Raw genomic sequence first — 15,938 nt, 5'->3', positions numbered from 1 at the left:
GTTTATTTAATGTTTACCAGTACTTTAATTTTACCAATTGAGTTTTGGTCGTAGTCCTGAAGCGCTTTTCCAATCACCTGTCCTATTTTTACCTTTTTAGGGTTGGCTTTCATGGCTGTTCCCATTTTTGATGAAGTAACCAGAAGGTCTCCTCTTTTAATTTTACCGCCTTCAAGGCAAACTTTTGTAGGAATCACCCCAATAACGCCCATCGGAACTTTTCCTGTAAGCTCAGTATCTATATTCTCTTCAGTCAGAAGCACACCCGGCTTTGTTGCATACACTCCGGCTACGAGATTAGAATAAGGTTTTGATGATTTCTCTACTGTACGGTCTGAGTTGGTTGAAATAATTAAAATGTCACCAGGTTCATATTCTGAAGTATTTCCTTCCACATCAAATGCTTCAGCAACGTCTGCACCACTGTTTTGTGTTCCGCCATTGAAAAAACCTGTACCTGATTTATTCACCCTTGCCACATTGGTACCCACATTTCTCATGACCAGTATATTCCCCGATGAACCTCTGTGGTCTATCATTGCAGCAGTTCCGGTACCATCATTACGAACATCCAAAACGTTTTGCCCGTTGGCCGTATTGAAATTGGTAAAACGCCCGGCCCTTCCTGTTCCGAAGTTCGGTACCCATCCATAAATTGCAGATCCTGATCCATCAACAGTAGCTTCTACACCATCACCGGTATTAGATGCGTTAGCGGTGATTCCGTTTCCGTTTCCGTCTGCAATAGCAATCAGAGCCGGACCATTTCCGGAAGGATTGCTGGCATAGAAAAGCCCTCCATAACCTCCTGTACCTGAGGATAACCCATAGATACCGGCAGTTCCGAAATTGGCGAATTGTGAATTCACTTCACCTTTTACAGCAGGTGAGGTACCCGTTACCTTGTCAACCTTAAAATTTCCGGCCGTACCATTACCTACGGTAGTTACTGTTATAACATCGCTTGTATTGGCGTCATTAAATATGTTGAATCTTCCTGCACGTCCGGTGGCAAAAGTAGGAACCCATGCATAAAGCGCATTTCCTGCTCCGTCTATATTAGCTTCTACAGCATTTCCGTCTTTGCTGGCATTTGCGGTAATAGCATTTCCGTTTCCATCGGTGATAGCCACCAATGCAGCACCGTTCCCGGATGGATTGCTGGCATGAAATAAACCTGCAAAACCACCTGTGCCTGAAGAAATTCCGAAAATACCGGCAGCGCCGAAGTTTCCAAAGATTGTTTTTACTTCACCTCTTACCGCGGCTCCTACACTGTTTGTATTATTGACAAGAAATGAGGATGCATTACCCTTTGTATTATCAGGAATGTTTCCTGCACCATTGGTTTCTACTTCCAGGGTATTAAGGTCATTCGTAGCGTTAACGTTTTCAAACCTTCCGGCCCTTCCTTTTCCGCTATTAAGTCCAACCTGTCCGAAGACACCGATGGAAGTGCCGGTAGTATTTGTTGCTACAAAACCTCTTACCCCATAACCTCCTCCGTCATTACGGCCTACAACGGCACCTGCAATATCACTGGTTGTTCTTCCTACCACTGCTTCACCATTTCCATTATTATCACCTACGATACCTGCAGAGGTTTGTGCACTTGTAATGCCATGCAGACCGAATCCGGCCCCGGTAGAACTTTGGACACCAGCCCCGTTGCCTGTAGTGGTTACATTCACAACAGTTCCGTTTCCTACACTGGAAACATTGAGGACATTATTGTTATTGGCATTATTGAAAATAGATATGCTTGCAGGAATTCCATTATTGCTGGTTGCGGTAAGTCCGGTTCCTGTGTTGCTGTTAGCATACACGCCGGTTCCGTTTGCGCTTGCATTTCCATATACCCCCAATCCGTTAGGCGTAACACCGTAAACACCCCAGCCGCTGCCGTTTTGACTTCCCCAGACACCAACTCCGAGCCCTCCGGTTCCATTATTGATACCCCGGACACCACTGGAAAATCCCCCTGGAGATACATTATTTACAATCCCTCTTACCGAAGAAATACTTGAGGTGGTGGTATTATTGATCCCCTCTACAGAAGTTCCATCCCCATCATTGATCAGAGAGAATAAAGTTGATGCGTTATTTACTGTGTTTGTATAGGGGATAACAAAACTTCCGCCGGTTCCGCCTGCAGATTTGGCATACATGGCATAAGGAACGCTTAATAGCTGGCTGGTTCCTGCAATAGTATAATTTGTACCGCCTGCAGGATCGGTTTCGGTTTTTAAATAATAGCTTCCTGCCGGCCAGTCAATTGCAGAAAAAACTCCCGAAAGTATGGTTCCGGTTCCTATTTCCATACTGATGAGCCCGTTGGCGTTTGTGTTTCCGGTCAGTCTTTCAGAATAAACCAGCGTTCCGGCAGGAGAACCCTGTAATATGCTCACTTTGACAGCAATACTTTGATTGATCAGCAGCTGACCCGACCCATTTCTCATGACAGCCTGGTAGCTCATTTTTTCCGGAGCCTGTGCCTGTGCTATAAATAAGCCCAGCATGATCCCCAGAGAAAGTAATATTTTTTTCATGACGTTATTTTTTGATGACTTTAAATGTTTTTAGATGGTCTCCATTCTGATTGATTCTGATAATATAGACCGCCGAAGGAAGAGAAGAAAGGTTAAGCTCAGACTTAGACTGTGAGATCACGTCTTTTCTGATCAGCTTACCTTGTGCGTCGTATAGCTGATATTCCGATCCTTTGTATGGAAACGAAGTAAAATCTATATACAGGTAATCTCTGGTAGGATTCGGGTAAAGTAGAATGCCTTCTTGCCTGAATGCGGTTTCTCCGGCAGATAGTGTCGTGATTTCGTAGGCCTGCTGTACACCTTCCAGAACCTGGGAGTTTGCTCCTTTGTAAAGATAAGCCGTCTGTCCGACACTGTAAGAAACCGAGCCGTTGCTCCCTGATGCATTTGTTCCTGTGGCCAGAACTGCTGACTGAGCATTCAGTAGACTGACGGAAAACGTGAACAGAATGAGAAAGAAGCAGTGAATAGATGTTCTTTTCATGTAAAATAATTTTGTGGTTATTAATTGGTTGACAAGTTTTCGGGTGAAAATTTGTGAACACTAAATTACCACATATCGCAACCGAATTGAGGGAAAATAGACTAACGTCAAAAAAAATCGACCAACGGCATTTTATCGTAAAAATGTGGGTATGTAGGAGTTAGGGATTAAGAAAAGAGAGTCTTTCTTTATAAGTTCTGCCTATGGGAAGTCTGATTTGGTGGATCAGCTCTATCTCATTGCTGCTTTTTCCACGGATGAAATGGCGGGGAACGGCATAGCTGCGGTGTATCCTTATAAAGGAGTCGAAGAAGCTGTTGTGAAGAAGGTTTCCAAGAGAGTCCAGAACGCAGTGTTTTTTTTCATGGGTAACCAGCCGGGTATAATCTTTTAAGGCTTCCAGATACAGGATATCGGTAAGCCTTACTTGTGAAATATTACCGTTTTCTTTTATTTTAATACAGTTTTCACCGAGAAGGGCATCAAAGCATTCGCATTTTTCTTTCATTTCAAAAAAACTGAAAACTTTCTCCATGGAATGTTGAAATCTTTCTGTTTTAAGGGGTTTTGTGATAAAGTCGAGCACATCAATGTCAAAAGCTTCTGCGGCCAGCTCCGGTTGGGAGCTTAAGAAGATACATGCTGGAACCTTATGAGCTAGTTTTCTGAATTCCAATCCGTTAATGCCCTCAAGTCTGGTTTCGCAGATGAGCAGGTCGATCGGAAATTCGAGGTAAGGAGCTGCCTTTTCCGCCGAATTAAAAGACGCAATAATCTCTATGTTATCATACTGCCTGATATGATGTTGAAGAACCAGCCTGTCCAGCTCATCATTATCGATGATCATACATTTAATACGGGAATTCATGATTTGGGTGTTAGTTTTTACAATATTTACATTTTTAATTGTTTATGATTTGTAAATCCGCTTTATAAAGGTATTGCTTTTTTATAAAAGTATAGTGATCTAAACTTAAATTAACATTAAATATTGAATAAGATTAAAAAATGATTTTGTTTTTTTTCCTGAAAATTGGTATCTTGTGAAAATCACAAACATAGACAGAAATTAATGCTAGATAAGAAACAACATAATTACGAAAGAGCAGTTTTAGTAGGGGTTATTACCCAAAACCAGGATGAAGAGAAGCTTACGGAATATATGGATGAACTTGAATTCCTGGCCTTCACGGCAGGAGCAACGGTTCAGAAACGATTTACTCAGAAATTAACCCAGCCTGATTCCAAAACTTTTATAGGAAGCGGTAAGGCACAGGAAATAAAAGAATACGTAAAGGAAAACGAGATAGGGACAATTATTTTCGATGATGAGCTATCTCCTTCCCAGCTTAAAAACCTGGAAAGAGAAATAGAAGTAAAAATATTAGACAGAACCAATCTTATCCTTGATATTTTTGCCCAAAGAGCACAAACTTCTTATGCGAGAACTCAGGTGGAACTGGCTCAGTATCAGTATCTTTTGCCGCGTCTGACAAGAATGTGGACCCACCTTGAGCGTCAGAAAGGAGGAATCGGGATGAGGGGACCCGGAGAAACGGAAATTGAAACTGACCGCCGTATCATCCGTGACAGGATTTCCCTGTTAAAGGACAAACTGAAAGTCATTGATAAGCAGATGGCTACCCAGCGGAATAACCGTGGGAAAGTAGTGCGTGCAGCCTTGGTAGGATATACCAACGTTGGAAAATCTACACTGATGAACGCACTTTCCAAGTCTGAGGTTTTTGCCGAAAATAAATTATTTGCAACGCTGGACACTACAGTAAGAAAAGTGGTGATTGGTAATTTGCCGTTTTTGCTTACCGATACGGTAGGATTCATCAGAAAACTTCCTACGCAGCTTGTAGAATCTTTTAAATCTACTTTGGATGAGGTTCGTGAGGCAGATTTGCTTATCCATGTGGTAGACATTTCCCACGAAAGCTTTGAGGATCAGGTAGAATCTGTTAATCAGACTCTTATGGAGATCAATGCACATCAGAAGCCAATGATCATGGTTTTTAACAAAATTGATGATTTCAGCTACCACAAAAAAGATGAAGATGATCTTACACCGTCCACCAGAAAAAACATTTCACTGGAAGAGTGGAAAAAAACGTGGATGGGTAAATCCAAATATCCCACAGTATTCATTTCTGCGTTGACGAAAGAAAACTTCCCTGAAATGAAGAAGATGATTTATGATGAGGTCATGAAGATCCATATTTCCAGATTCCCATACAATGATTTCCTTTTCGAATATTTTGATAACGACGAGGAAGAAGAAAATAACGATTAATGAAATATCACTTTTTCCTGTTATTGGTTCTTTTTTCGGTTTTTGGCTTCAGCCAGAAATCAAAAATCGATTTAAAAAGTATTGAGAAGAATCTTAAAAACCCGGATTCTCCCTATAATTATGAGAAGCTGATTTTCAAATACAAGGGCTATCCAAAGTCCCTGGACAGTATTGAAGCTCAGTATCTTTACTATGGAAGAAATTTCAGGGATGATAAAGTTTCTACACTGGATGACAGTTTTAAGGAGCTGGCGGATGCTTTCAAACAGAATAATTTTGAAGAATGCATCAAACTTGGCAAAGTGCTCTACGATAAAGATCCTACGAACCTGGATATTCTTCTTGTTCTTCTCAGGGCATACGATTCCATGAAAGATGGCAACAACTTTATGCACCACCTGAACCAGTTCCGTTCCCTCACGGAAGGAATAAAGAATTCCGGAGACGGAACCTCAGAAAAAACGGCCTATCTGGTAAATTCTGTAGGGGATGAATATATTCTCCTGAATATCCTGAATATCGGGAAAGACTATGTAAGAGGATCAAAAACAGCCAAAGACGGCATGTTTGATATCTGGGAAAAAGACGGACATAAGTTGTACATCAAAATACTTTATTTAAACCTATAAATTAATTTAAAAAACACTTAGTGGAGTTATATTATTCATTTTCAGCCTTAATCGTACTGGCATCAATTTTCGCTTATCTTAATTACAGATTTCTGAAACTTCCGAGCACCATCGGGATCATGGTGATTGCTATCGTCGTTTCTATTGTTCTGGTCATGTTTGGAGAAACTGTTTTGCCAAGAACCTTTGGGCATCTTAATAATTTAATGAACAGTATAGACTTCACGGAAGTTCTTATGGGTGCCATGCTTAATTTCCTGCTTTTCGCAGGGGGAATCCATATCAATATCAATGATCTCAAAGAGCAGTTCCGGCCTGTTCTTATATTTTCAACGGCCGGAGTAGTAATTTCCACTTTTGTAGTGGGATTCGGGATGTTTTATCTGCTGCCTTTTTTAGGAATTCACCTTCCGTTTATTTACTGTCTCGTTTTTGGAGCGCTTATTTCGCCTACCGATCCGGTGGCTGTTTTAAGTATCCTGAAACAGGCCAATGTTTCCAAATCCCTGGAAACAAAAGTAGCGGGAGAATCTCTTTTTAATGATGGTATGGCTGTAGTGGTTTTTACTGTCGTTATGCAGCTTGCTGTAGGAAAAGAAGTGGATCTGGGGGTTGAAAGTATCGGTCTGCTTCTGATGAAAGAAGCCGGCGGAGGGATTTTGCTTGGAATTTTATTGGGATGGGTTACTTCCAGGCTGATGCGCGAAGTGGATGATTATATTATTTCTGTTCTGGTGACGCTTTCCGTAGTAATGGGTGGCTATCTTATTGCAAGACAGATGCATATTTCAGGGCCTCTTACGATGGTGGCTGCCGGTTTATTCATGGGTAATTTCAACGTAAGGTTTAAAATGAAATCTATTACCCAGGATTACCTCATCAAATTCTGGGAACTGATTGACGAAATCCTGAATGCCGTACTGTTCCTGTTTATAGGATTTGAGCTATTGATGATCAAGGACTTAAAGCATTTTATGGTTCCGGGACTTCTGGCTATTGCAGTGGTTTTAATTGCCCGTTTTATTTCGATCTGGATCCCTACAAAATTTATGTCTCTGAGAACAAGGTTTAGTCCGCAGACGGTAAAAGTGCTGGTTTGGGGGGGGATCCGAGGAGGAGTTTCCATAGCGCTGGCCATGTCTATTCCTAAAGGCGAATACAGTGAAATTATTTTAAGTATCACCTACTGTGTAGTGGTCTTTTCTATTATTGTTCAGGGACTTACCATTGCTAAGGTAGCCAATCCAAAAGCCATTGCAAAAGAAGAGGAGGAGAAAGAAAGTATTGTTGCGGATGAGCATGCTTAAAGGCAATTTATTGACTAGAATTATTCAATCTCTATAAAATAACGATCCGTATGGGCAATATCATCAGAGAAATAGAAGAGGCATTAGCTGTTTTATCCATTCCGGAAAAAGCAGAATTCTTCCCTAGATTTTTCAAAACGGGACAAGGAGAGTACGGAGAAGGAGATCTGTTTTTAGGGGTAAAAGTTCCGGATCAGAGATCTGTAGCCAAAGAATATTATTCAAAAATAAGTCTGGGCGATCTGAGTATCCTGCTGTCTTCAAAATACCATGAACATCGATTAACTGCGCTTTTTATGCTGATTTCCAAGTTTGAAAAAACAAAGGATAAGGGCGTTAAAGAAGAAATCATACAGTTTTATCTGGATCATCTTCCGCATGTGAATAACTGGGATCTGGTGGATTCAAGCTGCTATAAAATTTTAGGCAGATATGCCTTTGAGAACGGAAAAGAAGAGCTCTTGAGGAACCTTTCAACCTCTGAGGAAATGTGGCATAAGAGAATGGCTGTGGTAGGGACCATGCACTATGTGAAAAAAGGATCTTTTGAACTGACTAAAGAGTTCGTAATCAGGAATATGAAGCACACACATGATCTGATGCATAAAGCGAACGGCTGGCTTCTCCGTGAAATGGGACAAAAAAAAGAAACAGAGCTGATTAACTTTCTGAATAAGCATTATCAGGATATGCCCAGAACCAGCCTGAGATATGCTATAGAAAAGCTGGACGAAGAAGTACGACAGGATTACCTGAAGGGAAGGATTTAAAAAATGGTTGTTTTCAGTGAAATAACAGCGTCCATAAAGTATTTTCAAGCAGAATTAAGTAATTTTGTGCTTTAAAGCCGAATTATGAAAAATTTTCTGAAGCTGTTCTTGCTTTTATTTCCCTTATTCCTGCTGACGAGCTGTTTTGATATTTTAGATAAAGTAAATGTCAAAGCTGACGGCACAGGGGAATACACCATCATTCTTAATGCCAGTAAAAGCAAAACAAGACTGGCATCCATTTCAAAAATGGAAACCATCAACGGTAAAAAAGTTCCGAAAAAGACTGAAATTGAAAGCAAAATCAATGAAGCGGCAAGAATTTTTAAAGCAACTCCGGGAATCAGCAATGTGAAAACCTCCATGGATTTTGACAATTATATCATCAAACTGAGCTGTAATTTTAAAAAAATAGAAAATATCAACGCCGGACTGGAACAGCTTAAAGCTAAAAATATCCTCGGAAAAATGATCCCGACACAGATTTACAGCCAGAACCTTGAGAAAAAAATACTCACCAGAAATAAAGTCAATACCTTTAAAGCCGATTACGACAAGTTGGGAAAGGCAGATAAGGAAATTTTCAATAACGCCAGATACACCTCTGTCATGCAGTTTGAAAATACGGTAAAGTCCCAAACCAACAGCTCCTATCTCCTGGCTCCGAATAAAAAAGCGGTAAAGCTGGAAGCGGATATTTTAGACCTGATCTTTCAAAAGAAACAGTTACAAAACACTATATTATTTCAATAAATTCTACACTCGACCATGAAATCTATATTATTAAAAACACAAACCCTTAGCTTTGTCCTTTTTAGTTTTATGCTTGTTTTTGCCCAAAAAAGCATGAAACTTCCTGCGGATGCCGTATTTTATATGGAAATCAACGGAAAACAGCTTAATCAGAAAATTAATTGGGAGAAACTCAACCCGCTGTTGCATGAGCTAAGCAAAAAAAGCAAAGAGAAATCTTCGTGGAACGATTATTCCAAGACGGGAATCAAGTATGATGCAACGCAATATCATTATGCAAGCTTCAATGACTCCATAAAAACGTATACCACTCATTTTATTGTAGATAACAAAGAAAAGTTTCAGGAATTCATCAATTCTACCAAGAAAAAGGGACTGGAGATTTCAAGGAAAAAAAATTACTCTTACGTTGATATTGATGATAATATCTTTGTTGCCTGGAACGGCGACCGTGCTGTTTTGAGCATGGTAAGCTATACGAAGCCTTTTAAAGATATCTGGAGTGACGATGTTGTAATGGACAGCGCTGTAGCTGTTGCGGACAGTGCTGCTGTAGCTGTGGACAGTGCTTATGCCATAGAACCGGAAAAACCTTTTGATTATAAAGAAGAAATAATAAACCTGAAGGAGGAAATTAAATATTTAAAAGACGAGATCAGGGAAAATAATAAAGAAATTACCAGAATTCAGAAAGATATCAAGTACCTGGAAAAGAACCATAAGTATCCGAAAGAAAATGTGGATACCCAGCATTCTGAAGGTGAAACGGAAGTATACCCAAGAGAAGAGGAGTATGCTGAAGCTGAAATAGATACGGCGTATCAGAAAGAGCTGGATTCTATGCGCATTGAAAATTTCAAAATTGTTAAAAAGATTGCGGAAGACCGTTTCGACCAGTATTTCAACTCAAATCTGGAGCTTGATGTTCCGAAGGCGATGCTCAGCTTCAGGGATCCGGATTCCGATGCGTTTGTTTACACAGATTACGGAAGAATGGTCAATGACGGAGTTTACGGCAAGATGATGAAACGTTTTGAATTCGGACAGTTTCTAAGAAATGCATATGATTCAAATTCGTATTACAATTTATATTTTGATAAGGATAAGGTAAAGCTGGTGAATAATTATCAGCATAAAAATCCAAATATCCAAAAAACAATTTCATCCGTTTATAAAGGAAAGAAAAACAAAAAGCTGGCCGCGCTTATTAATGAAAAAAGCATCGGTTATTATGTAATGAACGTCAATGGAGCAAAAACCTTTGATATGATGTACGACCTGCTCCAGGATTCCGGAAACGGTGAATACAAAAAAGAAATGGAACTGATGATGGAAACCATGAAAATCATTCTGGATGAAGAAGCCATCACTAAAATAGCGCCCGGAAACGGTATTTTTGTCCTGAATGAACTGATATCCAAAAAAGTAGATTACACGGACTATGAATATGATGATGATTATAATGAAAAAGAAGTGAAGAAAACCAAAGATGTAGCCGTTCCTGATTTTACATTTGCTTTTGCCACGGAAAATGAAGGCTATTGGAACCGTGTTTTCAATGTATTGTCTACCAATAAGAATTTAGCCAAGAAATTCTCAAAGAACGGCAATATTTACTCTTTTAAGGATGAAAAAGGAGATGGTTATATGGATCAGCTGTACTTCGTTGTAAAAGACGGCATTGTATACCTTACAAGCTCTACACAGAATCTTACTCCCCAGGCACAGTCCGGGGTTTCTAAACAGTGGGCAAAAGACTCCTCAAAATATCCTTTATCCGGCAGGCTGGATGTTCAGAAGCTGTTAATCGGTCTGGAAAAAGAATTCAAAACCCCTTCCGAGAGAAAAACACTGGATCTGTTCAGAAAAAATGTAGGTGAAATGTACTATAAAACAGAGGTAAAAGGAGACAGCGTGGAAACAGAAATAGATTATAACATTAAAAACTCTTCCGAAAACAGCTTAATGTACTTCTTTGACCTGTTTGATGAAATTTTTAAAATTAAAGAGCAAGAAAAGAAGCCTCAAATATTATAGATGAACAAAAAGAAACTTATTGTCCCGTTATTTGTTTTACTCGCAGCCGCGGTCTATTTTGTATTTTTTTATAAAAACAAAACCCTGAAGTTTGTTCCTGAAAATGCAGATATTGTTGTCTTAATTGATGTAAAAAAATTAATGGGAGAATATATTTCAAGCTTAATTACCCATCCGTCAAAATGGTCAGAAAGCCAAAAGAAGGATAAGAAAATAATTCCGTTAAAAGATTCAGGAATAAGAATTCCGGATTTTCTGCAGATTTTCCATCTGAAAGGAACTCAATTTTCCGAATGGTACAGTGTGGTGGAACTGAAAGATCCTCAGAAATTTTCAGTCTTTTTAAAAAATCATCAGTTTATCAGCAAAGGCAATAATATATTCCGTAAAGATCAGATATTCATTAAAATAGAAGGTGAAAACTGTATCCTGGGAACTTCCGACATATCTTTTCCATCGATACAGCAATTCCTTTTCAGGTCATCAGGCAAAAAAACTTTTACTTCAGACCAGTTTATCAGCAGCTCTTTAGGAAGCATATCCTTTATTTCCGGACAGAAAATCCAAAATTTCTCCATTGAACTGAAAGCGGATGAAATTGAGATGAAAAATAACGCAGATGCCGTATCCTTCGTAGGAGCAATCTCTGATATCCGGGAAAAAAGTCATTTTTTAGAAGCTGAATTAGACGAGCAGCATATGAAAAACTATGCCCGTTTTTTTGGTAAAAATCTGGTAGATTCAGCTCAGATTCATTATTTTAAAGCAACCGCAGATCTTGAACAGGTGAATGACACCATTATCAGCTACGGCTACGACGATAATTTTAATGAAATAGAAAAAAAGACCGTTCAGAAAATTATTCAGCCTAATTATATTATCCATCTCCGGGCTTCTGCTCCAGAAAAAACCTGGGTCTATTTTCAGCGTAAAAACTGGATCAATACGCAGAACCAGTTCACCGCGATTCCTTTTCAGCCGAATCAGATTGTAAGAAATGGGGATGGTGTTATTATAAAATCTATCAGAAAACCTATAGCATTGTCTCCGGAACTTAAGGAAAATTATATCTTTATCAGAAACAGTCCGCTGTTGCTGTCTTCTTTAAGCACTTTAATCTCAACGGAGAAAAAAATCCTTTCCGACATTGAATATATATTCTACAGAAATAACGGACAGAACTATTGGATGAAGATCAAAGCTAAGAAAGGAGAATTACCGTTGATTTTGAGATGGTAAATCTGCAATCCTAAAATATAAATATGAATGGCCCCATCTGACATTGTACTGCTGAAAACAGGCACCCATTATTTTTTACATCTGGTTTTCCCGGTTTTTATTGCGCTGATCTTTTTCCGCGAAAACTGGAAGAAGGCTTATTGTATTATGCTGGCTACCATGCTGGTAGATCTGGACCATATTTTTGCCAATCCTGTTTTTGACCCTTCAAGAAATAGTATCGGTTTTCATATTTTACATTCCTACTATGCCATTGCGGTGTATTTTTTGCTGCTGTTTTTCAAAGGAAATATCAGAATTGTAGCCGTTGGTCTGTTATTTCATATGCTGACGGATTTTCTGGATTTTAACCTGTGGATGCATTAAGAGGGAAGCGGGAGATTGGAAGTTAGTATTGGGCAATTAACGAAGCAGTTTGGAAGAATAAAGTGGATAACAGTTCATTCTTTACGATATTATAACTTTCCTCTTCGAACTTCAGGCTTCCTTACTTCATAAAGACAGGAAATCGCTTCATTCGGATTAAAATATTATTAATATTTTCTTTTGATATTTTAAATTTAATAGATTTTTTGTATTTTGTAGACACTTTATGAGATTAAAAGAATTTTTACATTATACGTATATTTTCCCTGTTCTGGCTGTGGGGTATTACTTTTCCGGACTCATGGGAACCGGGGTTTTGTATGACCTTATTGCAGGACTTCTGCTAACAGGAAGTGTATTGTCTGCAGTACATCACGCAGAAGTAGTAGCACATAAGGTAGGAGAGCCTTTCGGAACCATTATTCTTGCACTCTGTATCACTATTATTGAGGTGGCGCTTATCATCTCGCTGATGGTAGCCGGCGGAGATCAGGCGATCACGCTGGCCAGAGATACCGTTTTTGCAGCCGTCATGATCATTCTTAACGGAATTCTGGGGATCTGCATCCTGGTAGGGGGTGTAAAATACCATGAACAGTTCTTCGCAAGAACCTCAGCGACCACTTATCTGGTAAGTATTGTTTCCATTCTCGTGCTTACCCTCGTCCTTCCCAATTTTACCTCAAGTGTCAATGGACCTTTTTATAATGAAGCACAGCTTATTTTCATTTCTATCGCATGCCTGGCCATATACGGTGTTTTCCTGATGGTGCAGACCGTGCGTCACAGAAGTTACTTTATTGTCCCGGATGAACATCCTGAAGAACATTATATCCCTTCACTGAAAAAAACACTGGTCAGCTTTGGCTTTCTCGTAGTATGTCTGATTATTGTAGTACTGATGGCCAAAGGCCTTTCCGGAACCATTGAAAATATGGTACAGAGCATTGGTGCTCCGAAATCCCTGGTGGGAGTAATTATTGCAGGAGTCGTGCTCCTTCCTGAAGGGGTAGCAGCTATCCGTGCGGCGAGAAGCAACCAGATACAGTCCAGCTTAAATCTGGCATTAGGATCAGCCTTAGCGAGTATAGGACTTACAATTCCTGCGGTATCCGTTGTATGTATCGTCTATGATATTCCGTTGGTATTGGGGCTTGATAAAAAGGATATTATCCTGCTTTCCCTGTCTGTATTTATAGTAATGCTTTCTTTAAGCAGAGGAAAAACGAACGTTTTATACGGAACTGTTTTATTGGTCAACTTGGCAGCCTATATTTTTACCGTTATCGTTCCCTAATTATAACCATACTCTATAACTCGTAACTCGAATCCCGCAACCCGAATTACAGCCTTCTCGCAAGCTCCATTTTAAAAGCCATCAGCTTAGCAATGTTTTCGGATTTATAAATCGCCATGTCGGCATTTTCTCCGACGAAATTCTCTTCAACCGTGGTTTTCCAGAGTTCAAGCCAGCGTTCAAAATGTTTTTGCTCCATGGCCTGAATTTCATTAATCGGAAAATGAACCCCCATAGGATTTCCTTTATAGCTCATCTGCCCAAAAAGGATAGATTCCCAGAATGAATACATTTTGGGAAGATGCTTATCCCAGTTTACTTTGGCCACATCATTAAAGAAGAAACCAATGGTGCTATCCTTAACGACTTTCGCATAAAATGAATTCACCAGATGCTCAATATCTTCTCTTGATTCCAATTTTTTCATATTTCAAATGTACAGCAAAATCAAAATAAAAATTTAAAAAGCGGCTTGATAAATTTCATTTATTGAAAGTTTATTTATAGTCAAAGCTAAATTGTATACAGATATAAATTACGGATAAAGCAGTATTCACGCACCAGTACGGAATAAACAAAATGTGTTGATATTCAGTAAAGTGACTATTTGTTAACATTTTTTTATATTTTTTATATTTTTTTTATGATATGTTGTTTTTTTTTATAAATTTGAATTTAAATAAACAAAAACACTAATAAACCTATGAAAACTAAACCTACTTTTTTACCAGATAAACGATAGTTTTCCAAACTATTACAACAATCTTAGAACTTAAGATTGCTATACTTCATTTCTTTTAATGTTCCACATAATTCCAATTATTATGTCAAAATTTCTGTGCCGTAAAACGGCGGCCTTACTGGTATTGTTATATTCAGCCAGTGCTTACTCTCAATTGGTTGGATCTGATGTCCAGATATGGGAAAAGTCAAGGCTGACCCTTCGTGAAGTCTCCAATGTAAAAGATGAGAACCTGCTCAACTTCCATTATGGAATTAAGGATAAGATTCTTAAAAAATATATTAAACACAGCAAAAATAAGAGTCATACCTTGAGTCTTGTCCATACTTCAAGAGAGGATGAGAAGATATGGGAGAACGAAGGGCAGAAGATCTCTTTGAGTAACAATGTTTATGAAAAGAAAAAGGCAGACAAAAATATCAAAATCCGTAAAAGGCCAAGTATTTTTACTTTTACAGATAATGCTGAGAAGCCAGACGGGAAACCAGACAGCATTAAAATAAAACTGGAGGACCGAAATCTTTATGAAATGATTTTCATCCCGAGAAGAGCCAGGAAAATGGATCTTAATAAAATCCATTCCTACCTCTCAATCAAGTATGGAATTTCACTGGAAAAAGGAAAATATTACAGCAGTGATGAAAAAGTAATCTGGGATCCTGAAAAACATAAAGAGTTCAGATACAGGCCTACCGGATTGGGAAGGGATGACGGAAATGAGCTCTATCAAAGACAATCTTCCAACCAGGAAGATCTATTCCTAACGATCGGAAAAACAGATATAAAAAAGACCAATGTAGAAAACTTAAGCCTTTTTGATCACAATAATTTTGTCATGTGGTCGGATGATAATAAAGAAATGACGATGAAGGCAGAAGGCAACTTTAAAGTCCTCGAAAGAAACTGGGAAATTAATTTTATAGGACCTACCATTCCAAAAAAAGATTATAAAGTTAGGGTGAATAAAAAGATCATTAATCCCGATTCACTTCCTCTTGTTTACTGGATGTTTCTGAAAAATCCTGCAGGCGAATTAACAAAGGTGCAGGGCGTTGAAAACGAGAATTATATAGATTTCAGTAAAGTAGATTTCTATAAAGAGAAAGGAGAAATTTTCAATCAATTTACATTTGCAGTTAGTCCTTTAAGGGATGCAGTTAAAGATAATGAACTCAACTCCGGATCATCATCAATTAATGAGAATCAGCTTAGTTTAGATATTGATAAAATTGTTCTGTATCCAAATCCTGTTAAAAAAGGACAAAACTTTATGATAAAATTTCCTGAAATGGAAAACTTATCTATCGCAATTTATGATGGTGGAGGGCGACTGGTTAAATTAGAGAAAATAGACCGTCATGCAAGATCTTACAGCAGTTCGCTTGACATTCAAAGTTCCTACCTGGTCAGTCTTACACAGAACGGGAAAATAATCAAAACATTCAAATTAATCGTCAACTAAA

Annotated in this window: 14 protein-coding genes; 10 read left to right on the top strand and 4 right to left on the bottom strand. The window is 38.7% G+C overall.

Going from position 1 to position 15,938, the window contains the following annotated elements; genetic code table 11:
* Positions 1–2 precede the first annotated feature (2 nt).
* The 3 genes from ACM40_RS03595 to ACM40_RS03585 form a co-directional block, all read right to left on the bottom strand.
* Positions 3–2,549 carry a beta strand repeat-containing protein gene (locus tag ACM40_RS03595; RefSeq protein ID WP_048501434.1) on the bottom strand — a complete coding sequence of 849 codons (2,547 nt, stop codon included), beginning with the start codon at positions 2,547–2,549 and terminating at the stop codon, positions 3–5.
* A gap of 4 nt (positions 2,550–2,553) precedes the next feature.
* Positions 2,554–3,036 (bottom strand): T9SS type A sorting domain-containing protein, encoded by a 483-nt coding sequence (locus ACM40_RS03590; RefSeq protein WP_048501433.1) that lies wholly within the window; start codon positions 3,034–3,036, stop codon positions 2,554–2,556.
* 160 nt (positions 3,037–3,196) lie between these two features.
* Complete coding sequence (locus ACM40_RS03585) at positions 3,197–3,904, bottom strand: LytR/AlgR family response regulator transcription factor (RefSeq protein ID WP_048501432.1); 708 nt, start codon at positions 3,902–3,904, stop codon at positions 3,197–3,199.
* 204 nt (positions 3,905–4,108) lie between these two features.
* Between ACM40_RS03585 and hflX the strand changes: the two genes are divergently transcribed.
* The 9 genes from hflX to ACM40_RS03540 all read left to right on the top strand — a co-directional run bounded on the left by hflX (position 4,109) and on the right by ACM40_RS03540 (position 13,733).
* On the top strand, positions 4,109–5,335 hold the full coding sequence (gene hflX / locus ACM40_RS03580) for a GTPase HflX (RefSeq protein ID WP_048501431.1): 1,227 nt from the start codon (positions 4,109–4,111) through the stop codon (positions 5,333–5,335).
* Complete coding sequence (locus tag ACM40_RS03575) at positions 5,335–5,964, top strand: DUF4919 domain-containing protein (protein WP_048501430.1); 630 nt, start codon at positions 5,335–5,337, stop codon at positions 5,962–5,964. The genes hflX and ACM40_RS03575 overlap by 1 nt, the downstream gene beginning before the upstream one ends.
* A 20-nt stretch (positions 5,965–5,984) precedes the next feature.
* A complete protein-coding gene (locus tag ACM40_RS03570) occupies positions 5,985–7,271 on the top strand; it encodes a cation:proton antiporter (protein ID WP_048501429.1) in 1,287 nt (428 codons plus the stop codon).
* A 50-nt stretch (positions 7,272–7,321) separates the two neighbouring features.
* Complete coding sequence (locus ACM40_RS03565; protein WP_048501428.1) at positions 7,322–8,041, top strand: DNA alkylation repair protein; 720 nt, start codon at positions 7,322–7,324, stop codon at positions 8,039–8,041.
* A gap of 84 nt (positions 8,042–8,125) precedes the next feature.
* Positions 8,126–8,794, top strand: coding sequence for a hypothetical protein (locus ACM40_RS03560; RefSeq protein ID WP_048501427.1), 669 nt, complete (start codon positions 8,126–8,128; stop codon positions 8,792–8,794).
* A 15-nt stretch (positions 8,795–8,809) separates the two neighbouring features.
* Positions 8,810–10,831 (top strand): hypothetical protein, encoded by a 2,022-nt coding sequence (locus ACM40_RS03555; RefSeq protein WP_048501426.1) that lies wholly within the window; start codon positions 8,810–8,812, stop codon positions 10,829–10,831.
* Complete coding sequence (locus ACM40_RS03550) at positions 10,832–12,070, top strand: hypothetical protein (RefSeq protein ID WP_048501425.1); 1,239 nt, start codon at positions 10,832–10,834, stop codon at positions 12,068–12,070.
* Between the two features lie 27 nt (positions 12,071–12,097).
* On the top strand, positions 12,098–12,436 hold the full coding sequence (locus ACM40_RS03545) for a DUF6122 family protein (protein ID WP_048501424.1): 339 nt from the start codon (positions 12,098–12,100) through the stop codon (positions 12,434–12,436).
* A 226-nt stretch (positions 12,437–12,662) separates the two neighbouring features.
* Positions 12,663–13,733 (top strand): calcium:proton antiporter, encoded by a 1,071-nt coding sequence (locus ACM40_RS03540; protein ID WP_048501423.1) that lies wholly within the window; start codon positions 12,663–12,665, stop codon positions 13,731–13,733.
* A gap of 46 nt (positions 13,734–13,779) precedes the next feature.
* Here ACM40_RS03540 and ACM40_RS03535 read toward each other — a convergent pair whose 3' ends face one another.
* Positions 13,780–14,160, bottom strand: coding sequence for a group III truncated hemoglobin (locus tag ACM40_RS03535; protein WP_048501422.1), 381 nt, complete (start codon positions 14,158–14,160; stop codon positions 13,780–13,782).
* Positions 14,161–14,557: 397 nt separating this feature from the next.
* Between ACM40_RS03535 and ACM40_RS03530 the strand changes: the two genes are divergently transcribed.
* Positions 14,558–15,937, top strand: coding sequence for a T9SS type A sorting domain-containing protein (locus tag ACM40_RS03530; RefSeq protein ID WP_048501421.1), 1,380 nt, complete (start codon positions 14,558–14,560; stop codon positions 15,935–15,937).
* Position 15,938 lies beyond the last annotated feature (1 nt).

This window comes from Chryseobacterium sp. BLS98, assembly GCF_001045445.1.
Taxonomy (GTDB): domain Bacteria; phylum Bacteroidota; class Bacteroidia; order Flavobacteriales; family Weeksellaceae; genus Chryseobacterium.
This window is presented reverse-complemented; position numbering and strand designations above follow the sequence as displayed.